The organism is Ensifer sp. 2TAB8, assembly GCF_052115125.1.
In the GTDB taxonomy this organism is placed as follows: Bacteria; Pseudomonadota; Alphaproteobacteria; order Rhizobiales; family Rhizobiaceae; genus Ensifer.
In genome coordinates this window covers 23,180-47,451 of record NZ_JBFRGB010000037.1, presented here as the reverse complement: position 1 = coordinate 47,451, position 24,272 = coordinate 23,180, and the positions used below count along the sequence as shown (strand labels likewise).

Annotated in this window: 24 protein-coding genes and 1 pseudogene; 12 read left to right on the top strand and 13 right to left on the bottom strand. The window is 62.0% G+C overall.

Annotation, left to right across the window (positions count from 1 at the left end; genetic code table 11):
• Window positions 1-258, top strand: a 258-nt coding sequence (locus AB4Z53_RS32955; RefSeq protein WP_441596124.1) for a sugar phosphate isomerase/epimerase family protein, incomplete at its 5' end; no start/stop codon positions are given.
• 155 nt (window positions 259-413) lie between these two features.
• Here the strand turns inward: AB4Z53_RS32955 and AB4Z53_RS32950 are convergent.
• The 9 genes from AB4Z53_RS32950 to AB4Z53_RS32910 all read right to left on the bottom strand — a co-directional run bounded on the left by AB4Z53_RS32950 (window position 414) and on the right by AB4Z53_RS32910 (window position 8,552).
• A complete protein-coding gene (locus AB4Z53_RS32950) occupies window positions 414-1,358 on the bottom strand; it encodes a carbohydrate kinase family protein (protein ID WP_441599539.1) in 945 nt (314 codons plus the stop codon).
• Window positions 1,355-1,873 carry an ureidoglycolate lyase gene (locus AB4Z53_RS32945; RefSeq protein ID WP_113541542.1) on the bottom strand — a complete coding sequence of 173 codons (519 nt, stop codon included), beginning with the start codon at window positions 1,871-1,873 and terminating at the stop codon, window positions 1,355-1,357. The genes AB4Z53_RS32950 and AB4Z53_RS32945 overlap by 4 nt, the downstream gene beginning before the upstream one ends.
• Entirely contained in the window at window positions 1,870-2,610 is a 741-nt protein-coding gene (locus tag AB4Z53_RS32940; RefSeq protein WP_441599537.1) for a BtpA/SgcQ family protein, read from the bottom strand. Before AB4Z53_RS32940 ends, AB4Z53_RS32945 begins: the two co-directional genes overlap by 4 nt.
• A complete protein-coding gene (locus AB4Z53_RS32935; protein WP_223728885.1) occupies window positions 2,607-3,416 on the bottom strand; it encodes a GntR family transcriptional regulator in 810 nt (269 codons plus the stop codon). Before AB4Z53_RS32935 ends, AB4Z53_RS32940 begins: the two co-directional genes overlap by 4 nt.
• Window positions 3,417-3,438: 22 nt before the next feature.
• Window positions 3,439-4,299, bottom strand: a complete 861-nt coding sequence (locus AB4Z53_RS32930) for an ABC transporter substrate-binding protein (RefSeq protein ID WP_441599535.1) — start codon at window positions 4,297-4,299, stop codon at window positions 3,439-3,441.
• Between the two features lie 31 nt (window positions 4,300-4,330).
• A complete protein-coding gene (locus AB4Z53_RS32925; RefSeq protein ID WP_441599533.1) occupies window positions 4,331-5,095 on the bottom strand; it encodes an amino acid ABC transporter ATP-binding protein in 765 nt (254 codons plus the stop codon).
• The gene (locus AB4Z53_RS32920; RefSeq protein ID WP_441599532.1) at window positions 5,092-6,018 is read right to left on the bottom strand and encodes an amino acid ABC transporter permease; all 927 of its coding nucleotides are present in this window, start codon (window positions 6,016-6,018) and stop codon (window positions 5,092-5,094) included. The genes AB4Z53_RS32925 and AB4Z53_RS32920 overlap by 4 nt, the downstream gene beginning before the upstream one ends.
• Window positions 6,019-6,464: 446 nt before the next feature.
• Window positions 6,465-7,703: an NAD(P)/FAD-dependent oxidoreductase gene (locus tag AB4Z53_RS32915; protein ID WP_441599530.1), complete on the bottom strand. Its 1,239-nt coding sequence runs from the start codon at window positions 7,701-7,703 to the stop codon at window positions 6,465-6,467.
• A 24-nt stretch (window positions 7,704-7,727) separates the two neighbouring features.
• Complete coding sequence (locus tag AB4Z53_RS32910; protein WP_441599528.1) at window positions 7,728-8,552, bottom strand: M55 family metallopeptidase; 825 nt, start codon at window positions 8,550-8,552, stop codon at window positions 7,728-7,730.
• A 111-nt stretch (window positions 8,553-8,663) separates the two neighbouring features.
• Between AB4Z53_RS32910 and AB4Z53_RS32905 the strand changes: the two genes are divergently transcribed.
• From AB4Z53_RS32905 to AB4Z53_RS32860, 10 genes and pseudogenes are all read left to right on the top strand, one after another.
• A complete protein-coding gene (locus AB4Z53_RS32905; RefSeq protein ID WP_441599526.1) occupies window positions 8,664-10,121 on the top strand; it encodes a M81 family metallopeptidase in 1,458 nt (485 codons plus the stop codon).
• 194 nt (window positions 10,122-10,315) lie between these two features.
• Complete coding sequence (locus AB4Z53_RS32900) at window positions 10,316-10,948, top strand: helix-turn-helix domain-containing protein (RefSeq protein ID WP_441599525.1); 633 nt, start codon at window positions 10,316-10,318, stop codon at window positions 10,946-10,948.
• A gap of 123 nt (window positions 10,949-11,071) precedes the next feature.
• Window positions 11,072-12,613 carry an ABC transporter substrate-binding protein gene (locus AB4Z53_RS32895; protein ID WP_441599524.1) on the top strand — a complete coding sequence of 514 codons (1,542 nt, stop codon included), beginning with the start codon at window positions 11,072-11,074 and terminating at the stop codon, window positions 12,611-12,613.
• Between the two features lie 141 nt (window positions 12,614-12,754).
• Complete coding sequence (locus tag AB4Z53_RS32890) at window positions 12,755-13,768, top strand: ABC transporter permease (protein ID WP_113541552.1); 1,014 nt, start codon at window positions 12,755-12,757, stop codon at window positions 13,766-13,768.
• Window positions 13,769-13,770: 2 nt separating this feature from the next.
• Entirely contained in the window at window positions 13,771-14,679 is a 909-nt protein-coding gene (ddpC, locus tag AB4Z53_RS32885) for a D,D-dipeptide ABC transporter permease (RefSeq protein ID WP_223728875.1), read from the top strand.
• Window positions 14,680-15,699, top strand: coding sequence for an ABC transporter ATP-binding protein (locus AB4Z53_RS32880; protein WP_441599521.1), 1,020 nt, complete (start codon window positions 14,680-14,682; stop codon window positions 15,697-15,699).
• Window positions 15,696-16,688 carry an oligopeptide/dipeptide ABC transporter ATP-binding protein gene (locus tag AB4Z53_RS32875; RefSeq protein WP_441599519.1) on the top strand — a complete coding sequence of 331 codons (993 nt, stop codon included), beginning with the start codon at window positions 15,696-15,698 and terminating at the stop codon, window positions 16,686-16,688. The genes AB4Z53_RS32880 and AB4Z53_RS32875 overlap by 4 nt, the downstream gene beginning before the upstream one ends.
• 355 nt (window positions 16,689-17,043) lie before the next feature.
• On the top strand, window positions 17,044-17,868 hold the full coding sequence (locus tag AB4Z53_RS32870) for a creatininase family protein (RefSeq protein ID WP_291159314.1): 825 nt from the start codon (window positions 17,044-17,046) through the stop codon (window positions 17,866-17,868).
• Window positions 17,869-17,927: 59 nt separating this feature from the next.
• Window positions 17,928-19,547: an ABC transporter substrate-binding protein gene (locus tag AB4Z53_RS32865; protein WP_441599517.1), complete on the top strand. Its 1,620-nt coding sequence runs from the start codon at window positions 17,928-17,930 to the stop codon at window positions 19,545-19,547.
• Window positions 19,548-19,801: 254 nt separating this feature from the next.
• Window positions 19,802-20,167: pseudogene (locus tag AB4Z53_RS32860) on the top strand (helix-turn-helix domain-containing protein); the annotation flags it as partial.
• Between the two features lie 138 nt (window positions 20,168-20,305).
• Here AB4Z53_RS32860 and AB4Z53_RS32855 read toward each other — a convergent pair.
• Window positions 20,306-21,004: a TetR/AcrR family transcriptional regulator gene (locus AB4Z53_RS32855; protein WP_441599515.1), complete on the bottom strand. Its 699-nt coding sequence runs from the start codon at window positions 21,002-21,004 to the stop codon at window positions 20,306-20,308.
• A 193-nt stretch (window positions 21,005-21,197) separates the two neighbouring features.
• Here AB4Z53_RS32855 and AB4Z53_RS32850 point away from each other — a divergent pair, with 193 nt between their 5' ends.
• Window positions 21,198-21,686 (top strand): RidA family protein, encoded by a 489-nt coding sequence (locus tag AB4Z53_RS32850; RefSeq protein WP_441599513.1) that lies wholly within the window; start codon window positions 21,198-21,200, stop codon window positions 21,684-21,686.
• 117 nt (window positions 21,687-21,803) lie between these two features.
• On the opposite strand, the gene AB4Z53_RS32845 is transcribed toward AB4Z53_RS32850, so the two are convergent.
• From AB4Z53_RS32845 to AB4Z53_RS32835, 3 genes are read right to left on the bottom strand one after another with little or no spacing between them, the layout of a single operon-like run.
• The gene (locus AB4Z53_RS32845) at window positions 21,804-23,159 is read right to left on the bottom strand and encodes an MATE family efflux transporter (protein WP_441599511.1); all 1,356 of its coding nucleotides are present in this window, start codon (window positions 23,157-23,159) and stop codon (window positions 21,804-21,806) included.
• Complete coding sequence (locus tag AB4Z53_RS32840; protein ID WP_113541496.1) at window positions 23,160-23,738, bottom strand: peroxidase-related enzyme; 579 nt, start codon at window positions 23,736-23,738, stop codon at window positions 23,160-23,162. It abuts the gene before it with no gap.
• Between the two features lies 1 nt (window position 23,739).
• Complete coding sequence (locus AB4Z53_RS32835) at window positions 23,740-24,246, bottom strand: CMD domain-containing protein (protein WP_441599509.1); 507 nt, start codon at window positions 24,244-24,246, stop codon at window positions 23,740-23,742.
• Between the last annotated feature and the right edge of the window lie 26 nt (window positions 24,247-24,272).

The following is a 24,272-nucleotide window of genomic DNA, read 5'->3' as shown; positions in this document are numbered from 1 at the left end:
AACCGCGCCGGCCGCTTCCGTTCGCTCGGCGATGGCCAGGTGGATTTCGGCGCGGTGTTTTCGAAGATGGCCGCCAATGATTTCGCCGGTTGGGCGGTGGTCGAATGGGAGTGCGCGCTGAAGCATCCCGAAGACGGTGCGCGCGAGGGGGCCGACTTCGTCAAGCACCACATCATCCGCGTGACCGAGAAGGCGTTCGACGACTTTGCCGGTGCAGGTACGGACGATGCAGCGAATAGGCGGATGCTGGGGATTTGAATAGAGTTCGGCTGTTCAAGCTACTCTCGACACTGGTTCGCTGCCGTGCGGCACTTGGCACACGCCTCTGGCACACGCGAACAGATGCTGTCGGTTTAGGGCGGGGCACGGCCACAATACCGCGCCCCAAACTGCCTTTCCGGTGACGCCTCCGGTTACCGGGCTCTCTGCCGACGCTCGTTGTCGTGCCAGCGGCGGATGTCCTGCGGGGTTGCCTTGCCCGCCCGTGGGCCGTGGATGGTGACGGAGCGGGAGGCGGCGGCTACGGAGAAGTCCAGTGCTTCCTCGATTGTCTGGCCCTGCGAGAGACACCAGGTCAACGTGCCGCCGAAGGTATCGCCGGCGCCGGTGACGTCGACCACTTCGACCGGAAAGCCGGGTACGCGAAGGACCGTGTCGCCGTTGCGGGCCTCGGCGCCATCTGCGGCGAGCGTGCGCACGACCCAGTCGATCGCGTGCGCCTGCATCCAGTCGCCGATCATCGTGATGTCGTCATGGCCGAAGGCAGCGCGGAAGCCAACCTGGTTGAAGATGACGACCGCAGCACCGGTCAGGTACGGCATGTCCTGTGGCGTGCAGCCGCCGACGTCGAGATCGAAGATGGCCCGGCGGCCATGCTGGCGGAGATCGGCAAGCAGAACGGCTTGCTTGACCACGCCTTGCTCCGTTCGCGCATGGAGACGGCGGACGCGATAGAGCGTCGTGTAGAGAAAGCCTGGCTGGCGCAAAGCGTCGAGAGCAGCGGGGTCGAGCCACATCGGCTGCTCGCCCATCTCCACCGTCAACACGACATGTTCGCCATCGACGAGGAAGATGAAGTTCCGCGATTCGGGAATGGCAGGATCGATCAGCATGTGATCGACCCCGACGCCATTATCCTTCAAATCGGCGACCAGCCGTTGCGACAGAGGGCTGTCGTTGAGCAGCGATATGAACTGCGTCTCTCCGCCGAGGCCCGCATGCACGACCGCCGCGTTCGCGATGGAGCCGCCGGCTTCAGCCGGGAGTTCCTTGACCATGCCCTTGGCGGCGCGGCCCGGCCAGCGATCGGCGGTGTAATATTCGTCGAGCGCGACGTCGCCGATGAAGAAGCTTGTCATACGCTCGCTCCTCCGACTGGGATCGCCTGCACCAGCTTCGGTCCACCGGTCACCGGCACCCAGGGACTTTCGCCGAGGCCGCAAATGGCCATCCAGTAGTAGGGAGTCGGTCCCGAAACGCCGCGGCAGGCGTCGTGCCAGACGTTGCGGTCCATCACCACAGCTTGCCCGGGGGCGACGACGAAGGCCTCGATCTCATTGCGATCCGGCGCCGCGGCATTCGACGCAGGGGCGACGGCGAGGACAACCGGTTCGGCGAGGCAGAAGATGGCCTCTTCCGTTTGCGGATGCCGCTCCATTGCGCGGCAGTGCCACGGCGCGCCGCCGCCGCGCGTAATGCCGAGATGGCCCGCGCCACCGATCACCGGCGTCTTGGAGAAGCCATCGTTCCATCCGTCACCGGCGGTCCAGACGACCTTGGGATCGGTGTCGCCTGTCAGATCATAGACCTTGCCGTAACGCGCGAAATTGTCCGGCGACACAGGCCTGGCGAAAACACTGTCGGCCGCGCTCATGCCTCGCTCCTGATGGCCCGCACCACGCGCATCAGCCCGGCGACATGGGCGGCCTCGACGCGGCCGGTATCCTTGTGGTCGTGCTTGAACCAGCTCCCGACGACGGCGCCATCGGCTTTGGCCAATTGCTCGGCGGCATTGGCCTCGGTGAGGCCGGCACCAATCAGGAGGGGTGTCGCGCCGCCGGTTGCGGCACGGAAGCGCGCGACCTTTTCGAGGTCGGTCTGCTGGCCGGTGGCGTCGGAGGTGACCACCAGGCCGTCGCAGCGTGAAGCCCCGATGCGCACATCTTCCGATTCCGGCCGCCCGGACAGAATTGGCTGGTACTTGAAGCGAACGCCGCCGAGCAACAGCGCCGAAACGTCTTCGCGGCGTGCAGCGAGCTCGGTTGCGAAGGGTTCGTCCGCATCCGGCGGCAGATGGCCGGCGACGGAGTCCACCTGGATGAAGGAAACCGGGTATTGTTTGGCAAGCGCAAATGCGCGCGCATCGTCGCGCAGCACGTTGACGCCGATACGCGTGCCGAGGTCGAACCCGAACAGCCTGTCCAGCACCCGCTCGACGTCTTCGGCCCCGCCAAAGTAGTTCTCGACCACAACCCCGTCCACGCCTTCGCCGGCCATGATGCGAGCCTCTTCCTCGGCCTGAGCAAGTTTGGCGGCGGGGTCGTCACCGGCAAGGTGCAGCATGCCGAAGATCGGCTTAGGGGTGGTGAAGGTGTCGCCGAAGCGGCTCATGTCTTGTTCTCCTGCATCGCGCTCGTCGGCGCGGTCTCGCGCCCCCAGCGCGTTGCGAATTTCATCTGGACGGCCGGCGAGTAGACGATCGACGTGCGCTCGACCAATCGGTCGTCGGCATCGAGCACGTCCCCGCTGGCGCAAAGGTAGCCCGGCACGCCAGGTGCCGGGGCAAAGACCTCCCTCAAGCGATCGGAAGGCGGCACGACGCTGAGCAGCAGTTCCGAACGCAAGGGGTGGCGGTCATAGTCGCGACGCAAAACCTCGTATAGCGATTGCGTCGCGAAATCGTAGCGGTCGATACCCGGATAGAGGGCGAGATCGAGCTGTGACGTGTCGACGTTCAGCCAGCTCACAATGTCGCCATTGGCAAGCCCGCGGGCGCGCACCAGCAGGAGCTCGCCATTCTCCACGCGATGTTCCAGCACCCGCGTCACCGGACGTTGGCCCTGGCGACGGGCAAGTTCCGTAAAGCTCCCGAAGTTCCAGATGTTGTGGCTGATCGGACGGTGTGACACGATCGTGCCGCGACCGCGAACCTGCTGGACCAACCCTTCCGACACCAGAAGCGCCATCGCGTTGCGGACCGTGGTCCGGGCAATTCCGAACTGGTCGCGCATCTGGTTCTCCGAAGGAATGGCTTCGCCTTCGGAGAAATCACCGCTCAGGATCGCGGCGCGCAACGCCCGATAGAGCTGCCGGTAGAGCTGTTCGCTCGAATAGGAGTCGAGACGCAGCCGGGACAGTCTGTCATCCGGGTTTTCACCGTTTGCGGTGGAGGCGTCTGGCGTGGAAGGGTGGGTCAAGTGAGGCTCCGGCCGAGGTTGACTACTTGGTGGCTCCGTTGATCTTGAACTCTTCGACGGCAGCTTGTTTCAAGCCGTAGCGGTCCAGGATCTGTGCATAAGTGCCGTCGGCCTTCATCGCATCGAGAGCGCCCTTGACTGCATCGCGCAGTTCACCATTCGCCTTGGCGAAGGCGATGCCGTAGTGGTTGACGTCACCCATTTCGCCGATCTGGTAGAACTTGTCCGGCTCCTGCTTCATCAGGTCGAGCAGACCCTCAAGGCCAATGACCGAAGCCTGGGCACGGCCCTGACGGATCTGCATGATGTGTTCGGCCTGGGTTGGGATCTGGATGACGGTGATCAGCTTGTCGGGCGCGCAGTTGGCCTTGCCGACGTCTTCCGCCCAGGTCACCCAGCTCGTGCCCGTCGCGACAGCCACCGTCTTGCCGCAGAGATCAGCTTCGTTCTTGATCTCGTCTTGCTGGTCTGCGGTAGAATAGAACACGTTGCCGGTCTTGAAATAGTCGATGAAGTCGAGCTGGGTCTGGCGCTCCACCTTGTCGGAGAACGCGGTCATGATCAGGTCCGACCGACCGGTGACGACCTGTGGGATCAATTGCGGGAACTCGACGTTCTGGAACTCTGCCGTCAGCCCCAGACGTTCGGCGATCGCCTTGGCGAGATCGATATCGAAGCCTTTCAGTTCGGTCGATCCCGCGTCGCTATACTCCATCGGCGGATAGGCAAGGCTGATCGTGACGTTCAGCTTTCCAGCCGCCCGCACCGCTTCCGGCAGAGCGGCCGCCAGCTTTTCGTCCTTAGCATGAGCCAGGCCGCCGGCAGCCAGGCTGATAAATGTTGCTGAGGTTAGCCCCAGAACCATTGGCAGCAGTTGTTTCATTTCCGTTCTCCCTCTTTTTGAACTCTTGTCGTCAGGCCAGCACACGGCTGAGGAAACTGCGCACGCGCGGGTCGCCGGGGCTGCTGAGAACCTGTGTGGGGGCGCCCATCTCGCGAATTTCGCCGTCGATCATCACGACCACGCGGTCGGCGACTTCCCGGGCAAAGCCGATCTCGTGGGTGACGACGATCATGGTCGTTCCGCCGCGCGCCAAGTTGCGCATGACTTCCAGCACCTCGCCGACAAGTTCCGGATCGAGCGCACTGGTCGGCTCGTCGAAGAGCATCACGCGCGGCTCCATGGCCAGCGCCCGGGCGATCGCCACGCGCTGTTTCTGGCCGCCTGAAAGCTGCGACGGATAGCTCGATGCTTTCGCGGCCATGCCGACTTGCTCCAGCAGGCCCATGGCGCGGGCTTCGGCTTCAGCGCGGCTCAAGCCGCGCACCACCATTGGCCCTTCGATGACATTGCCGAGCACGGTGCGGTGCGCGAACAGATTGAAATGCTGGAACACCATGCCGAGTTGGCTCTGCTGCGCCCGGAGCCGCTTGACCGGCAGTTCCTGAAGCGCGCCGCGGCAGAGCTCGTAGCCCATGATCGCACCGTCGACCCAGACATAGCCGCCATTCGGCGTCTCCAGATGGTTGATGCAACGCAGAAAGGTGCTCTTGCCGCTGCCCGACGGCCCGAGAATGCAGAGCACCTCGCCATAGGCGACTTCCAGATCGAGACCCTTCAGGACTTCGTGGCTGCCAAAACTCTTGCGGATACCGACCGCCTTAACTGCGAGACTCATGCTTCCCTCGGGGCGACGGGACGACGGGCCCATCCTTTGAACCAGCGGCGTTGTCCGGTTGCGGGCGCTGCATCGCGCCCGAAATGGCGTTCGAGATAGTACTGACCGATGGAAAGAACCGTGGTTCCGGCCAGGTACCAGACGGCGCAGACGAACAGAAGTTCGATGACGGCACCGTTGATGAAGTAGATGCGTTGCGCCGCGTTCAGCATCTCGCCCATGGCGATGGTGGCGGCGAGCGACGAGAATTTCAGCATGCCGATCGCGCTGTTGCCGAGCACGGGCAGGATCAGCCGCAAAGTCTGCGGCAAGATGATGCGGCGCATCGTCTGCCCGGGCATCATGCCAAGCGTGTGAGCCGCTTCCTTCTGGCCCTTGTCGACCGAGCCGATACCACCGCGCACCACCTCCGTCAGATAGGACCCTTCATTGACTCCTAATCCGAGCACTGCCGCGACAAAGGGCGTCACCACATCGACCATACGGGCATCGATGAGCCCGGGGATGTAGAGGCGCGGGAAGACCAGCGCGATGTTGAACCAGATCAGCAGCTGCAAGAGCACCRGCGTGCCGCGGAACACCCAGACGTAGAGCCAGGCGGCAAAGCGCAGGATCGGGTTTTCCGACAGACGCATGATGCCGAATGCGAAGCCAAGGAAGACGCCAAGTACCAGCGCACAGGCCGAAATCAGCAGCGTCCAGCCGAAGCCGGTAACGATGACGCCCGCCGTCAGAAACTGACCGACCACGGTCCACTGGATTTGCCCGACGGCAAAGGCGCGGCCGATTACGGCAAGCAGCAGGATGACGAGGCCGCCGCTGACCCACCGGCCCGGGTGACGCAGGCGACGGATAGCGACGTCTGGACCGGGCAGGTCTGCGAGTGGCAACGCGGACGTTGAAGTTGATTGAGAGTGGTGCATGGCATCCAATTGTAGGGTTAGGCCTACAACTTGATAGAAGCACGCTTTGAGGGAGTCAAGCTGGCTCTCTGAGAATATTTGCGGCTGTGCATATTCGCGCTCAACGCGCGCAGTGATTGGAAATCAGCGATCGCGAGGGACGCAGTGATTAAGTGGAATTGTCGCCGGCCCGGAGGGCAGGCGAGGGGATTCGGAAGCCCCAGGGGCCATAGAGAATTGGCACCTGCCGGGACGTATGCGCACGATGGCTGTCCCGGGGACAACGGAGGCAAGCTGGTCGTTGAAGCGCGAACGGGTGACATTTCGGCGCGCATTGCAAGCGCGGCGCTTGCCGATAGGCCGCGCCGCTTCGGCGAGCGTGACGTCGAAAGTCTCGCTTACAAGGGTGCTCTTTGTCACAATGCCTTCCGGTTGCAGCCTTTCTGTCGCCAGGCGGCCGGTCAGTCCTACGCCAAGCCGCGTACGGACGGCATCAGGGGGAGGGCGAGCGGGTTGTCGCGCCTTCCCTCGATCTGCTCCGCCAGCAGGAAGGCGGTCGTCGGGCCCAATGTGAAGCCCTGATGGCCGTGGCCGAAATGAAACCACAGGCCTTTGTGGCGGGTCGGGCCGACGACAGGCAGCATGTCAGGCATGCAGGGGCGGGTACCCGACCACGGCGTTGCCTCGATGGGTTCATGCAGGGCAAAAAGCTCGCGGGCAGCTTTGGAAGCGTTCAATATCTGTCGCGATGTCGGCGCTGTTCCCGGCGGCGCCATGTGTGCACCGGTCAAAACCCGCCACCCCGCATTCATCGGTGCAACCAGCGTGGCACTATCGACATCCAGCATCGAGATGCGCGGCCCGCTCGGGCCGGTAAAGTGCCGGTGATAACCGCGCTTGAACACCATGGGTATGCGATAGCCGAATGTCTTGGCGAGCATTGGCGACCATGGCCCCAAGGCGACAACCGCATTTTCGGCGCTGACAGTGCCGTCCTCGGACAAAACCCGCCACCCGGCGCCATTCTGCTGCAAGGTCAATGCATCGCCGCGAGCTAGTTTACCGCCGCGCGCCACGAAGAGAGCGGCATAGCGGGCGACCAATTCGCCCGGGTCACGACAGGTCCAGGGCGATGTCCAATGGACGGCACCGGCAAGCCGGCGCTGCAACGCGGGTTCACTCGCGGCAAGATCGTCTGGACTGAGCACATCCGACGGCACGTCGTAGACGCGCTTCAGCCGTTCCGCCTCGATGGCAGCCGCCTGGAAACTGGCGGGCGAGCGATAGACAGCGCGCCACCCCGTTCGCACGATCAAGTCGTCGGCCGCGGCCGGCCCGATGAAGTGCGCATGATCATCGCTCGCACGCAGCGCCAGCCGCGAATAGGCCGCGATGGTCCTAGCATAAGGCGCCGGTGCAGATTGGGCGAAGTACCGCCAAAGAGGCCCCGCCAGCCGCGGCAAGTCACGCAGCCTCCAGTCGACATCGTTGCCGCGCTTTAGTGCGACCCTGGCGATCTCGCTCACCGAGCGGGGGAAGGCATAGGGCTCGACGGCCTCGGTCTGGATGATACCGGCGTTGCCGTAGCTGGTTTCGCGACCCGGCGCGTTGCGGTCCAGCAGCACCACTTGGTGCCCGCTCTCTTGCAATGCGAGCGCGGTTGAGACGCCGACCATGCCGGCGCCAAGGACGATGGAGGTAGTCATTTCTTATTTCCGAAAAAAGGCTTGTCAGAAAGTCAGGCGCGAGTTGTAGCCGACCACGAATTGGATGAAGCGCGAGACATCGACCATGTCGTCACCCTGGTACCGGACTGTATAGCCATCGGTGCGCTCGACGCCCTTGAGATAGGAGAGGTACTCGGCCGGCAAGCGATTTCGAAACACAATCTCCAGGACCGGATTTTCCAGTTTGAACGGTTTGGCCGAGCCGGCTTTCGCCAGCGCCGCCTTGACGCCTTCGCGGATCCGGCGGTGCGCGACGGCCGGCGTCAGCGTAATCGCCGACTGCGTGCTGTAGACCTGCTTAACCGGCACGGTCACGATGTCGCCGATGCGCTCCCTGATCTCCTCCAGAGCCACATTGTCGCCGGAAGCCAGTAGCACCGGCACGTCGAAGTGCCCGGCAATGGCGGCATTGATGCCGGCCTCCGGCATGACGACGCCGTTGATCCGCAGCTCGGCAAAGGCCGTGCCGCCGATGGTGTGCGACAGCACGCCGCCCACATGGCTTGCGCCCGCGTGATAGCCGAGAAGCATGGCGCCGACGAAGGACCCGAGCTCGACGCCCTGCATCATCATCAGCGGGCGCGGCCAGCTGCGCACGACCTGCACATAGTCGGGCAGGTAGTCGATCAGGATACTCTCGCCATTTCCGTGAGAATCGCTGAGGATGACTTCCTCTACGCCTTCCTCATGCGCGGCCTCGCAGGCGTGGACCACGGTGTCCGTCATCCAGCGCCGGGCGTTCTCGTACTCGAAACCTTCAGGCATCAGCTGGTCTCGGCTCACCACTCCGACGATCCCCTCGATGTCAGCGGAAATATAGATGCGCATTCCTGCCTCCCCGGCCAGCCGCGCGATGGCGCGGATAATGCATTTGACTTTCCGACGATAAACATAGTTTTATGATTAGAAAATATCTTTCTTGAGGGGCAAGAGGCGAAAATGAAACTTTTCATCGCAGGACTGGATACCGAAACCAATACCTTTTCGCCGATGCAGACAGGCCTCGAAGCCTTCAGGGAAAACCTCATCGCCTATGGCGACGCCACCAGCAAGCCGCTCAACTGCTGCTCCTCGCAGATGTCCGTCTGGCGCAATGCCGCGCAGGAAAAGGCCTGGGACGTGGTGGAGAGCCTGTGCGCCGTGGCCGAACCCGGCGGCAGGACAACCCGGGCAGTTTATGAGAGTTTCCGCGCCACCATCCTCGATGATCTCAGGGCAGCGCTTCCAGTCGACGCCGTCATGCTCGCTCTCCACGGGGCCTGCGTCGCCGACGGCTACGACGATGTCGAAGGGGATCTGATTGAGCATGTGCGCGGCGCGGTCGGTCTGGATGTGCCGATTGCCGTCGAACTTGACCTCCATTGCCACATCACCGACCGCATGCTCACCAATGCAACCATGATCGCCACCTACAAGGAATATCCGCATACCGACATCGAGGAGGTTGCCGGCCAGCTGTTTCGGTTGATGGAGCGCACGCTCGCGGGCGAAGTGCGGCCGACCATGGGTATCCATGATTGCCGCATGATCAACACTTTCCATCCGCATCGCGCGCCCTTGCGCGGCATCGTCGACCGCATGAAAGCCATGGAGGGACAGGACGGCGTGCTGTCAGTCTCATTCGGCCACGGCTTCCCCTGGGGTGACGTCGAAGATGTCGGCGCCAAGATGCTGGTCGTGACCGACAATGACCCAGAAAAGGCTGCGCGCACCGCCCGGTCCTTCGGCCGGGAGATATTCGACGCACGCGAAGACATGCGCGGAGACTATCTCGGCATCGACGCGGCGCTGGATCGGGCCATCGCCGCGAAAAGCGCTCCGATCGTTCTGGCCGACGTATCCGACAATGCAGGCGGTGGGGCGCCGGGGGACTCGACCTTCATCCTGCGCCGCATCATCGAGCGCGGCATCGGGGACGTTGCCTCCTGCCTCTACTGGGATCCGATTGCGGTGCGCATGTGCCGCGAAGCGGGAGAGGGGGCGACTCTGGCGTTGCGAATCGGCGGCAAGGTCGGGCCTGCTTCCGGCGACCCGCTCGATCTCACGGTGACGGTCAGACGCGTCGCTTTGGGCGTCACCCAGCGTTTCGGGCCGACACCGCTCGGCATCGGCGATGCCGTTTGGGTCTCGGCCGGCAGCATCGACATCGTGCTCAACACCGTACGCACGCAGACCTTTCACCCGGAATGCATGACCGCCCTGGGCCTGGACCCGGCGCAGAAGAAAATCGTCGTGGTGAAATCCAGCAACCACTTCCGTGCCGGTTTCGAACCCATCGCGCGCGACATTCTCTACGTCAGTGCACCGGGCGCCTTGCAGCCGACTTTCGAGGATCTGGCCTTCACCAAGCTGAAGCGTCCCTATTGGCCCAGGGTCGCCAACCCGTTCGAAGCGTAGGCAAAGGCGGATTCCATCCGACGGACGACGCGGGCTGCGTTGCCGCCGGCACCGATTGCCTTCGAGGCAATGTTGATCTCGGCCACGTATTATAGGAAATGGTTTTCCTATAATACCGATTGGATTCTGCCGTTTTCCGGGCGCATGGCCCGGCCGGCAATCCCGATGGCTGCAGGCAAGCGGAGACGCCAACGATGACCGACGCGAAATCCAGCCTCGGCGATATCCTCAAGGATATTCGCAACCGCAATCGCTGGACGTTGGCAGAGGTGAGTTCCTTGACGGGCCTTGCGGTCTCGACCCTTTCCAAGGTCGAGAACAACCAGATGCAACTCACCTACGATCGGCTGATCCAGCTGGCGCAAGGGCTGAAGGTCGACATCGTCGAACTTTTCGGGACCATGGCCGGCTCCGAAGACGCCCCAAACATGCTCGGGCGTCGCACGTACAACAGATCTGGCGAGGGGCGGGCGATCGTCACGCAGAACTACGACTATCTCTATGTTTGTACGGAGATTTCGAAGAAGTCGATGGTTCCGATCGTGGCTGTGGCACGAGYCCGCACGCTCGAGGAGTTCGGGCCGCTTATCCGGCACAAAGGCGAGGAGTTCTTCTACGTACTCGAAGGGGAACTGGAACTCCACACCGAGATCTATGCGCCCTTGCGGCTCAAGAAGGGCGATTCCTGCTACTTCGATGCCATGACCGGGCACGCCTATCTCAGCGTCAGCGAGGAGCCTGCGCAAATCCTGTGTGTCTGCTCGACCCCGGAAACCGAATTGGTCTCCACCCTGGCAAACGCGCAGACGATCAAGCTCAAAAGCTGACCTAAACTAAAAAACAAATACGATAAGAAAAAATATTGCACTTAGGAAAATCGTTTCCTACTCTAGCGCTGCGGTGGATGCCGGGAGGGCATCGCAAGCCGCAGTTCTGGGGAGGACTACGAGATGAACGGTTCCAAGTGGAAATCGATTGGCGTTGCCTTGCTTTTGGCATCGACGCCGCTTTCCGGCGCGATCGCTGCGCAGGACGTGCTGGTGCTGGCGCGCGCGGAAGATCCGCCGACCGCCGATCCGGGCATAGAGATCAGCAACAGCGGCTACACGCTGATCTACGCTGCCTATGAGCGGCTCGTCGCCTACAAGGGAGCCTCGACGGAAGTCGGACCGGAGCTCGCCGAAAGCTGGACTGCCGACAATGCCGGTCTCGTCTGGACCTTCAAGCTCGCCAGCGGCCACAAGTTCGATGACGGCTCGCCGGTCGACGCTGCCGCCGTCAAGTTCAGCTTCGACCGGTTGATGAAGCTGAAGGCAGGGCCATCCGACGCGTTTCCGGTACTGAAAGAGGTCGAGGTCGTCGACCCGCAGACCGTGCGCTTTCACCTGACGGCGCCGTTCGCGCCCTTCATTTCGACGCTGGCCGTCTCCGGCGCTGCGATCGTCAATCCCAAGGTAATGGAGCACGAGAAGGACGGCGACATGGCGAAGGCCTGGCTTGCCGAGCACTCGGCTGGCAGCGGCCCCTACCGCATCACCTCCTGGGAGCGAAACCAGAGCATCGTTCTCGACCGCAACGAGCATTATGCGGGCAGCCAGCCGGCGCTGAAGCAGGTCGTCATCCGCATCGTCGGCGACGTGTCGGCCCGCCGCCTTCAGCTGACCAACGGCGATGCCGACATCATCGAGCAGATCCCGCTCGATCAGGCCGAGGCGCTGCAAAAGGACGCCTCTGTAGTGGTCGAGAGCAATCCCAGCATGTATGTGAACTACATCTACATGAACAACCGACAGCCGCCGCTCGACGATCCGAAGGTGCGCCAGGCGATTTCCTATGCGGTCGACTATCAGGGCATCATCGACGGCATCATGCTCGGCCAGGCCAAGCAGATGCGCGGCGCCGTGCCGAGCGGCATGTGGGGCCACGATCCGCAAGGCTTCCAGTACAGCTACGACATCGAGAAGGCCAAGGCACTGCTTGCCGAATCCGGCAAGAGCGGCATCCACCTGACCTACACCTTCTCGCAGGCCGATCCTGCCTGGGAACCGGTCGGCCTTGCGCTGCAGGCTTCGCTGGCGGAAATCGGCATCAAGCTCGATCTGCAGGCGGTCGCCGACACGACGAAACGCGAACTGGTGGCCAACGGCAAGTTCGACATGGCACCCGGTGCCTGGACGCCCGATTTCGCCGATCCCTACATGTTCATGAACTATTGGTTCGACGCCGACAAAATGGGCGGACCGGGCAACCGTTCATTTTACGGCAACACCAAGGTGACCGCTCTTGTGAAAGAGGCCGGATCCATTGTCGACGAGGAGAAGCGCAAGGCGCTCTACATCGAAGCGCAGAAGCTTTCGACGGAGGACGCACCCTATCTCTACATCATGGAGAAGAACGACATCTTCGCCCGCCGCGCCGCGGTGAAGGGTTATGTCTACAACCCCATGCTGATCCAAGTCTACAACTTCGGAACGATGTCGAAAACGGAATGAGAGAACAGGATCTCGCCGATCCCGTCGCCTTAACAGGCCTCATTCCACGGAACGCCTGCCGCCGGCTCCTAGGGCCGTGGCGGCAGGGTTTCATGGTTTCCCAAGCAAGGTCAGGGTTCTCCTGCGGAAGGGCTGACGTCCATGACAATCACCCGCATCATCATCCCGCGTCTGGTGCTTTTGCTTTTCGTGGTGTTGGGCGTCGCCATCATCACTTTCACCATCTCTCATCTCATACCGGGAGATCCGGCGCGCATGATCGCGGGGGACCGGGCGAGCGCCGAAACGCTTGAAAACGTCAGGCGCAATCTGGGGCTTGATCGCCCGGTCGTCGAACAGTTCACCATCTATATCGGCAATCTGCTGCAGGGCGATCTCGGCACGTCGCTTCGGACCAATCGCCCGGTTGCCGCCGATATCCGCACCTTCCTGCCGGCGACGCTGGAGCTCGGGACGGTCGCGCTCTTCATCGCGATCTGTCTGGGCGTGCCGCTCGGTGTGCTGTCGGCCGTCTACAAGGACGGCCCGATCGACCAGATCGCGCGGACGGTGTCGGTTTGCGGCATCTCGATGCCGGTATTCTGGTTCGGCCTGATCCTGATCTATTTCTTCTACGCCAAGTTCCAGATACTTCCGGGCAGTGGGCGACTGGCCATGGGCGTCGTCGCACCCGAACGCATCACCGGCTTCCTGTTGATCGACTCACTGCTGCAGGGGCGCTTCGATGCCTTTCGCAGCGCCCTTTACCACATCATCCTGCCCGGCTTCGTGCTGGCCTTCGCCAATATGGGCGTGATCACGCGCCAGATCCGCGCCTCGATGCTGGATGTGCTGCAGGAAGACTACATTCGCACCGCGCGCGCCAGCGGCCTGCGCAAGGGCGTGATCATCTTCAACTATGCGCTTAGAAACGCGCTGATCCCTTCGATCACCCTGCTCGGGCTGGCGCTTGGTGATCTGCTTTATGGCGCCGTGTTGACCGAGACGATTTTCGCCTGGCCAGGCATGGGCACCTACGTCGTCACGTCCATTCAGACGCTCGATTTTCCCGCCATCATGGGTTTCACGATCGTCGCATCCATCGGCTATGTGCTGATCAACCTCCTGGTCGATCTTGCCTACATGCTCGCCGACCCGCAAATCAGGGAGGTCTGATCATGTCCGCCGTCATGCCGACTGAACCTGCTGCCGCGAGTGCCGCCATGCGCAGGACCAAATCCCTCTCCGAACGCCTGCGTTATCTTTGGTACCTCAGCCGCCGCAGCCCACTGACCCTGGTTGGCGCTGCCATCATTCTGCTCGTGCTCGTGATGATCATCGCCGCGCCGGTGATCGCGCCGTACAATCCGGACAAGGTGTCGCTGACGGCGCGCCTGTTACCGCCGAGTGCTGCCCATTGGTTCGGCACGGACGAAGTCGGCCGCGACCTGTTCTCGCGCGTGATCTACGGGGCGAGGGCGTCCTGTGGTGCCGCCTTCATGATCGTGCTGATTTCGATGTCGGTCGGGGTGCTGATCGGTTGTTTTTCCGGCGTCGTCGGCGGACGGGTCGATACCGCCATCATGCGGCTGATGGACGTCGTTCTTGCCTTGCCGGCGCTGGTGCTGGCCATGGCGCTGGCGGCAGCCCTCGGACCCAGCCTGTTCAATTCCATGCTGGCCGTCGCGATCGTGCGCATTCCGGCCTATGTGCGCCTGGCGCGCGGTCAAACGCTGTCGCTTCGCGAGCAGGTCTTCGTGAAGGCGGCGCGCACCTTCGGCGCCTCGCCGTTCTACATTCTCCGCTGGCATATCCTGCCGAATGCGATGTCGCCGATCATCGTCCAGGCGACGCTCGATCTCGGCGGTGTCGTGCTGATCGCAGCCGCGCTCAGCTTCATCGGCCTCGGTGCCCAGCCGCCGACCGCCGAATGGGGCGCTCTGGTCAGCAGCGGCCGTAGCTACATGCTCGACCAATGGTGGTACGCGACCTTCCCGGGTCTCGCCATTCTGATCACGGCCATGGGGTGCAATCTCGTCGGCGACGGCATCCGCGACATGCTCGACCCGCGCTTGAGGGGCAGATAAATGACTGGCACAGCAGAAGGACGCGGCCAGGCGTTGGCCATTCACAATCTGTCGCTGGAGTTTCCAACCTTCAGCGGCGCGATCAAGGCGCTCGACAATGTGTCGATCAGCGTCGGAAAAGCGGAGATCGTCGGGATCGTCGGCGAGTCCGGCTGCGGCAAGTCGGTCACGACCATGGCGGCAACAGGGCTGCTGCCCAAAGGGCGCTACAGGATCACCGGCGGTTCCGTCAGGCTTTTTGGCCACAGCACGCTTACCATGGATGACAGTCAGCTCCAGGACGTGCGCGGCAAGGTGGTCTCGACCATCTTCCAGGAACCAATGAACGCGCTGAACCCGACGATCCGCATTGGCCAGCAACTGACTGACGTGATCATGCGTCACGAAGAGACAAGCTTGGCCGACGCCAAGCGCATTGCGCGGGATATTCTTGCCGACATGCTGATCGGCGAGCCCGAGCGGGTCATGAAGCTCTACCCCTTCGAACTCTCTGGCGGCATGCGGCAACGCGTGCTGATCGCCATGGCCTTCTCCTGCAATCCCGGCCTCATCATCGCCGATGAGCCGACGACCGCACTCGACGTTACCGTCCAGGCCGTGATCCTGCGGCTGATCCAGAACCGCGCGCGCCGTACCGGGACCTCGGTCATCTTCATCTCGCACAACGTCGCCGTCGTGTCGCAGCTCTGTGACCGGCTCTATGTGATGTACGCCGGGCGGATCGTCGAGCATGGCGCGACGCGGACCGTGCTCGAGGCGCCGCAACATCCCTATACCCAGGCGCTGTTGCGATGTCTGCCGGAGCGGGTAGCGCCGAAACAGGAGCTCGAAGCGATCCCCGGTGCGGTTCCGAACCTGCTGCATCCGCCGGCCGGTTGCTATTTCCAGCCGCGCTGCAAGGAGGCGGTTGATCTCTGTCGATCTCAATCTCCGCAGTTGGCCGGGGCCGATAACCAGCAGGTGGYATGCTGGAGGCGCAGCGTCGCGTCAGCAACATCAGGGCAGGGGGGCCGGCAATGACGGAAGGCATTCTTACGATGGCGCGGCCAGTTCTGGAGGTTTCCGATCTTCATGTCCGCTTCCCGGCGTCCCGCAACTGGCTCGGCCGCCCAACCTCGCATGTACACGCCGTCAACGGTGTCACCCTTGGGGTACGGGCAGGCAGAAGCCTTGGCATCGTCGGCGAATCCGGTTGCGGCAAGAGCACGCTCGCCCAGGCGATCATCGGCCTCGCGCCTTACGAGCAGGGTAGGGTGGCGATCGACGGTCAGGATTTTCAGGCGGCGCAGGGCAAGCAGAAGCGCGAACTACGACAGAAGATGCAGATCGTGTTCCAGGATCCACAATCCTCGCTCGATCGGCGCCTGCCGGTCTGGCGGCTCATCAGCGAACCGCTGCACATTCGCGGCGGGCACAGCAACGCCGAACTTCATGCGAAGGCGGAGCAACTCGCCACCGCGGTCGGCCTCAGGCCGGAACATCTCGATCGCTTGCCGCACGAGTTTTCTGGTGGCCAGCGCCAGCGCATCGCCATCGCCCGCGCGATCAGCACGGACCCTGATCTCATGGTTCTGGACGAACCGACATCGGCGCTCGACGTGTCGGTGCAGGCGCAGATCATCAACCTGCTTTTGAAACTGCAGCGGGAGCGGGGGCTCACCTACCTGTTGATCTCGCACGACGTCGCCCTGGTGCGCCATTTCTGCGATGATGTCGCGGTGATGTATCTCGGCCAGATTGTTGAATCAGGCTCGGCCGAAGAGGTGCTGAGCAACCCACGTCACCCATACACCCAAACGCTTCTGGCAGCGGCCCCGAGTTTCGCAACGCCCCTGCCGGCGATCGCGGAGGTGCGGTCGGGCGAGTTGCCGAACAACCGGAGACTGCCGGCCGGTTGCTTCTACAAGGAGCGGTGCGGCAAGGCCGCCGCCGGTTGCGAAGCGCCGCAGGTTCTTCAGCGGTTCGGCAAGGGCAGCCGGCAGGCAAGGTGTCATCTGGCGCAAGGTTGATGCGCGAAAAGGGTAACAGGTGCGCTCCGCTGTCCGCTCGCATGGGCGGACGATGGAGCGTTCTGTATCATTTGATGCGTCGATCCGTTATTTTAAGAAAGATAATTTTCGTATCGGAAAAATAATTTGATTGATATTACCGACTGTGCAAATTTGGAGTGGATCGCACCGCTGCGCTTGAACGAAGCGTGACCTACCGCTGCCGGAGACGAGATTGACCTGAACCAAAGCCGATCGGCGCCATCTGTCGGCTACTTCCGTAACGTTCCGAAAGACGGCGGACGCTGTCCCCGCTTATGGCCGGTCCATGTAGCTGCGACCCGAAATTAGTTTGATCTGTTGAAAGAGGCCTAACATGAAGAAGGAAGTCGAATGGGCGCGCATGACCGCACCCAGCCTGCGTGAAATCGCCGGAAAGCCGGGGGCGCTCGCCATTCTGCCGATCGGTTCGCTGGAACAGCACGGGCCGCACTTGCCGGTCATCACCGACACCGCCAGCGCATCGGCAGCGGCCATTCGCGCCGCCCGTCTGGTTGCCGATGATATCCCGGTCGCCGTTCTGCCCGGCCAGTGGCTCGGCATGAGCGAGCACCACCTGCCTTTCGGCGGCACCATCACGCTCGACTACGATACGCTGAGCCGCGTCATCCGCTGCATCGTCCGTTCGCTGAAGACGCTCGGGTTCTCGCGGCTGTTCATCGTCAACGGTCACGGCGGCAATATGGATCCGCTTGCAGTTGCCGTGCGCGAGCTGGCGGTTGAGTTCTCCATGCCGATCGTCGCCACCACGCCGTGGATGCTGGCGCAGGAAGAGGCTGGGAAGATCTTCGAGGTCGATACCGGTGCGCACCATGCCTGCGAGGGCGAGGCATCGGTCATGCTGGCGATCGTCCCGGACGCTGTGAAAACCGAAATGTTCGGCCAGGCCTTCGGCAATCAGCAGCATCCCGTCGATGTGCCGACGGATGTATCGCGCTTCTATTCCTTCGCCGAGCGTGCGCCGATCACCGGCACCTGGGGCGATCCGCGCAGCGCGACCGCCGAAAAGGGCGAGCGCTTCCTCGACCTGCAGGCGCGCGAACTGGTGAAGCTGATCCGCAACGACGTGCTCTGGACCGCGCCGGATCCGGTCTGGACGCCCGGACGTGGTCTCGGCACGACTGCCGGCAAGGCCGACTGAGCTGCATCGGCGAGACGATCGCCGGGCATTCGCATTTCATTCCTATGGGGGATACGCCAATGACTTTGAAATTCGCGCGGACGCGCAAAACCCTTGTTTCGCTGTTTGCAGCAACCATGCTTTCCGGCGTCGCTCTGACGCCGGCCATGGCGAAGACGCTCGTCTATTGCTCGGAGGGTTCGCCGGAAGGGTTCGATGCGGCGCTCTATTCAGCCAACAGCACCTGGGATGCTTCGGCGGAAACGGTCTATGACCGCCTCACTGAGTTCGAGCCCGGTACCACCAACGTCGTTCCGGGGCTTGCCGAAAGCTGGACCATTTCCGCCGACAATCTCGAATATACGTTGAAGCTGCGGGAAGGCGTGAAGTTCCAGACGACGGATGATTTCACCCCGACCCGTGACTTCAACGCCGACGACGTGCTCTTCACCTTCAACCGGCAGCTGGACAAGAACGATCCGTGGAACAGCTACTTCCCCGGCGCGAACTGGGAAATGTTCAACGCGATGGAAATGCCGGCGGCCATCAAGGCGATCACCAGGGTCGATGACAGAACCGTTAAGTTCGTGCTGAATCAGCCGGACGCGTCGCTGCCGTCAAAGCTCGCGCTGAACTTCGGTTCGATCGTATCCAAGGAATATGCCGACAAGCTGGCGGCAGAGGGACGGCGCGAGGACCTAGACCGCAAGCCGGTCGGCACAGGGCCGTTCCGTTTTGTCGACTACCAGCAGGACGCGGCGATCCGCTTTGCGGCCAATGCGGATTACTGGGACGGCGCGCCGAAGATCGACAATCTGATCTTCGCGATCACCACCGATGCGACGACGCGCATGCAGAAGCTGCAGGCCGGTGAGTGCCATGTCGCGCCCTATCCTGCGCCAGCCGACGTGGCCGGGTTGAAGGCAAATCCGGACCTGAACGTGCTGGAACAGCCGGGTCTGAACGTTTCCTACCTGGCGATGAACACGCTGGTCGCGCCGTTCGACAAGTTGGAGGTGCGCCGCGCCATCAACATGGCGATCGACCGCAAGGCAATTGTGGACTCCGTCTATCAAGGCATGGGCCAGATGGCGCAGAGCGTACTGCCGCCGACAATGTGGGGCTACAACGGCAGCATCGATGGATACAGCTACGATGTAGCGGCGGCGAAGAAGCTTCTCGACGAGGCCGGCGTCAAGGATCTGAGCATGAAGATCTGGGCGATGCCCGTCAGCCGTCCGTATATGCCGAATGCGCGGCGCGCAGCGGAACTGATGCAAGCGGATCTCGCCAAGGTCGGCATCAAGGTCGAAATCGTCTCCTACGAATGGGGCGAATACCTCAAGAAGTCGCGGGACAAGGCGCGCGACGGCGCCATCATCCTCGGCGGTACCAGCGACAACGGCGACCCGGACAATCTGCTCAGCTACTTCTTCAGCTGCGCCGGCGTCGGCGGCAGTAACAATGCCAACTGGTGCTACAAGCCGCTCGACGAAATCTTCCAGAAGGCCCGCAGCAGCTCGGATCAGAGCGAGCGGACCAAACTCTACGAAGAAGCACAGGCGATAATCAGCGATCAGGCGCCTTGGGTTCCGATTGCCCATTCTACCGTTGTGCTGCCGATGTCGAAGAAGGTGAAGAACTACGTGATGGAACCCTTGGGTTCGCATCGATTCGACAAGGTCGATATCGAAGAATAAGCCCAACCCGTCGGACATCTGCGCGCCTGTTCCGGCAGGCGCGCAGCGTTGATACCATTTAAACCGTTTCACAATTCAATCTCGCCTCGGCAAGGCAGGGCAAGGACTGGCAGCAATCCATGTTTTCCGGTAGATGAGATAGTTCCATAATGTATGTTATGCGATAAAGGACTGTAGCCGCAAAGTTAAAGTGTCCTGATCCTGCAAAGTAAGAATGTCACTCTCCCCGGGTTTGATCACCTGGGAGATTGCGGATGGGATTGATTGCGATGAGTGAGCGTGATCTGCAGCGGATCGAGGTTTTGTCGAAAGTTATCGCCGGGCGCATGACACTGGTGTCGGCGGCACATGTGCTGGGCTTAAGTACGCGCCAGGTGCGGCGTCTGTTGGGTCGGATCAGCGCCGACGGTGCGGCGTCGATCCGACACCAGGCGATTGGCCGGCCATCGAACAATCGAATTTGTGACGGCATGCGCGATTACGCCATGGCGATCGTGCGCGAGCGCTATGCAGACYTTGGTCCGACGCTGGCGGCCGAGAAGCTTGCGGAGCGTGATGGTCTGACGGTGTCGCGTGAGACCTTGCGCCGATGGATGTCGGAGGCCAGTACCTGTTGGCTATGAAGGGTCAAAGCATGTAGGTTTCTCGCAATCGTTGCATTCAATCTGGAACCACCACTTGCCCTCTTGTCCGCATGCGCGCTGAATCGCGATGTCCCCGCTAACAAGCCCATCGCGCACACTGCATCGACGGGAGTCTCACTGTTTCGGCATCAGGCCATCGAGCAGGAAATCGAGCCCCTTTCTGAAGGTGCCATCCCAATCGTCGTCCAGCAGCAACCGAGAGCGCTCGATTGTCGGGCAGCGTTCACTGAGCTGTGTCAGGCGCTGCTGTGCGGCAGCCTTGTCGTCATCAGTGAACTCGAAGCTCGCTCGCGTGATGGTGGCGCCCAGGACGTGGTTCCAAAGCGACCAGATCACAACGTTCAGATCTGCGTCAGCGACGCCTGCCCTGGACAAGGCACTGCCAAGCAGTTCCAGGCGATGGAGGACGTTCGGACCAAGGGCTCGGCGCGGCAACAGCGATGCCGACCAAGGATGACGCAGCATGCTGGCGCGCCAGTCTTCGAGCATATGAATGACGTCTGCGCGCCAGTCTTGCGGCTCTCCCATTTCCGAAGGCCCGCAATATTCGAGCACCGAGTCAAGCGCGAGGTCAAAAACATCCTCCTTCGTGTCGATGTGCCAATAGAGGCTCATCACGCCGGAGCCACAGCGCTCGGCAAGCCGGCGCATCGACATTCCGTCGACGCCTTCCGCATCAAGCAGATCGATGGCGTTGGTTACAATACGCTCGAGAGAAAGCGATGCGTCACCGCGCGGTTCCCGCCCGGATTGTCGATTCACATTCGTCCGTTGTGACTGTTTCGTCCGTCCGCCGCGACTCTTGGATGCCATCCGTCTTCCCCATCATTCAATCATTCGTATTTGGCCGGAAACACTGGCGATGTCGACCTCACCTGTTGACTCGTACGCTGTACGATGCAACTAAATCGTACAGCGTACGAGTCAATCAACAGTGACTCATCCAAAACAAACAAACCCAGCCGACCGCGAGACAGGTGCTCACGGCGTTCGGAGCGAGAAGAACATGTCACACGCAGCCAAGCATCTGCTTTTCGGAGGCCTAATCATCATGACCATTGGAGTGCCCACAACGACGACAGCCAATGAGCACAATCTCAAGCTGAGCATCGTCAATCCCAAGACCCTCTACGACCCGACACCGAATGGCTATAGCACCGCCGTGGTCACGCCCCCCGGCGCGCGCGTAGCCTACATTTCCGGACAGGGTGGCCAAGACGGGACCGGCGCTTTGTCACCGGATTTTTCCGTTCAGGTCAAACAGGCCTATGCGAATTTGCGCACCGCCCTCGACGCGCTCGGCGCCCGGCCGGATCAGGTAGCCAAGYTCACGATTTTCGTGGTGGACCACGATATGTCAAAGCTCGGAGTGCTGACCGAGAACGTCAAGGAAATGTTCGGCACGGCGCTGCCGGCACAGACCTTGGTTCCGGTTCCCAAGCTCGCAATCGACCCGATGCTGTTCGAAGTCGAGGCAATCGTCGTTATGCAGTAGGCATGCGCGGAGAAGGTCGGCGCGAGATAGAATATTGTCTCCGGCAGGGCGTGAGATGCAAGCCGAACCGGTGGACTTGTGCCCTGCCCGTCCACTCGACGTAACTGAGTTGTGCAATCAGCCCGGCGCTACCGTTTGGGTCTGAAACGTGCGGTCTGCCAACCGCGGTAGCATGAGCCGAAAAGCAACGCTGCGGGCACTTTGGAATAGGATCAGTGCGACCCACAGTCCGTCATTGCCGAAGAGAGGCTGCAGGATCGCCCAGGCCGCAAAGTAGATCACCAGAGACGCCACCATCAGGTTTCGCATCTGCCGCGACCAGGTGGCGCCGATGTAGACGCCATCCATCTGAAAAGCGACGATGCCGAAGACCGGAAGTGCTACGACGTAGGGCAAGTAGCCGTGTGCAAGCGCGGACACACTCTCTGTCGGAGCGGTGATGCCGATCACCCAGTCACCGGCGGCAAGAAGCGCGAGAGCCACAAGCCCGGCGAAGACGAAGCCCCACACTGTCGTCAACCCGACCGCACGGTCAAATGCCGGTCGGTAGCGTGCGCCGACCGCTCGACCCGCGAGCTGCTCCGCTGCGGTCGCCACACCATCGAGAAAGGCGACGCCGAAGAAATAGAAGCGCAAAAGGATCGTATTGGCGGCAAGAACTTCGATACCGAGCATGCCGCTCTGGCGGGTGAAGAAGGAAAGCCCAATCAGCAGCGCGAAGGAGCGGATCATCATGTCGCCATTGACCGAAAAGGCCCTGCGAAAGGCCGTCAGATCCGGAAGGTTCCACGCGTTCCGGTCGGTCTTTGCCCAGATGAGATAGAGCCCCGCCACCGCCGTGACGGCTTCGGCTACGAGAGAGGCGGCCGCAACACCCGCAACGCCCCAGCCGAGGCCGAGGACCCAGTGCACGCTCAAGCCGGCATTGAGCGCATTGAGCAAGGTTTGCAGGATCATGCCCCAGAGTGCGTCGCCGCGCCCGATGATCCAGCCGAAGACCACGAAATTGAACAGCACGAAGGGCGCCGACCACACCCGCCAGGCAAAATAGGTAGCAGCCGCCTCCGCCACCTTCCCTTCCGCCCCCATGGCGGCAAGGCCGAGCGCGCCGATCGGCTTTTGGAGCAGAAGCAGCGCCAGCCCCGCCACGAGCGCGATGATGAGGCCGCTTGCGAGCATGCGCTGTTCTTCGCGCCTGTCACCGGCCCCCAGCGCCTGGGCGGTAAAACCGGTGGTCGCGCCGCGCAGGAAATTGAAGGTGACGAAGATGACGTCGAAGATGACGGTCGAAAGCGCCACGCCGCCGATCAGGGTTTCGTCGCGCAACTGGCCGATGACGCCGGTTGCGACGAGCCCGACAAGCGGGCTCGACAGATAGGCGATCATCATCGGCAACGCAATGCGAAGCACGTCGCGATGCGCGATGTCGAAGGGGCGGACCGTGACCGCAGGGTGGTCGGACGCGTGTTTCACTCAATCCAGCCGGTGTGGTTCGCCGAGCGTATGCATCAGCCGGTTGGCCCAGCCGAAGATCGCGACCGCATGGATGAGATCGAGGATCTCGAGATCATCGAGGCCGATCTCACGCAAGTGGTAGAACTGGTAGGCGCCGACATTGTCGGGATGGGCTGTCAGGTCGACGCCGAAATTGAATAGCGCCTGCTCGAACTCCGGCAGGTTCGCGTCAAGGCCGCTGCCATAGATTTCGTCCACCACCTCCGGCCGCTTTTCGAGCTGGATGTAGCGCGCCGCATGGACCGAGGCGCAATAGATGCAGTGGTTGACGAAGGATGCGGCAAGCGCGCCGATTTCGCGGCCACCGCGGGAAAGCCCGCCCTCGCTATACATGATGTCGTTGAAAAGCGGCGTGCGCTCCTTCAGGGTTTCAGGCTCGTTGGCGAGAACCAGCACATAGTCCGAAATCTTCTTGTTGGACGGCGTGATCTTCAGCGCGTCGAGCTGCTCGGGGGTGGCGGTCTCGAGATCGACCGGCTTGACATAGGGCTTCCAGTCGAGCGCCTCGACGGTGAATTCGTGTACGGCTTGCGACATCTCAGTTGTCCCTCAGCATCTTGAGGCCGGCCACCACCAGCACCTGATAGTTGACGAAGGCGATGAGACCGGCGAGCGTGACGATGTCCCGGTCGTCGAGACCTGCTGCGGAAAGCTTTTCGACATTGGCACGCGTCGCTTCCTTCGGGGAGAGCGTCACCAGGTCGACATGGGCCAGCATCGCGTCAAGCCGCGGATCGGCAACGATGGCTCCGTGGCCGGGATCGGCGATCGGCAAAAGGGCGGATCCCCCCTCCTCGCTTTCGAGCAACGTCCGGAAATGCGCGGAAAGCTCCTGCGACTTCCAGAGTGCCGCCATGCGCGCCGCAAGCGCTGCTCTCAGAGCATAGGAGAAATTGCGCGAATCGACGGGGCGAAGAGCGGCCTGATAGCTCGTCTGGCTCAAATGCTTCAACTTGGCCCGTTGTTCGCGCAGCGCCTGAAGGTCAGGGAAGCGATCAAGCCCGAGCACGGTGTCGATCACGTCATTTGTCGATGGAGAGGTCATTGGTTTTCCTGTCATCTGAAAAGCGG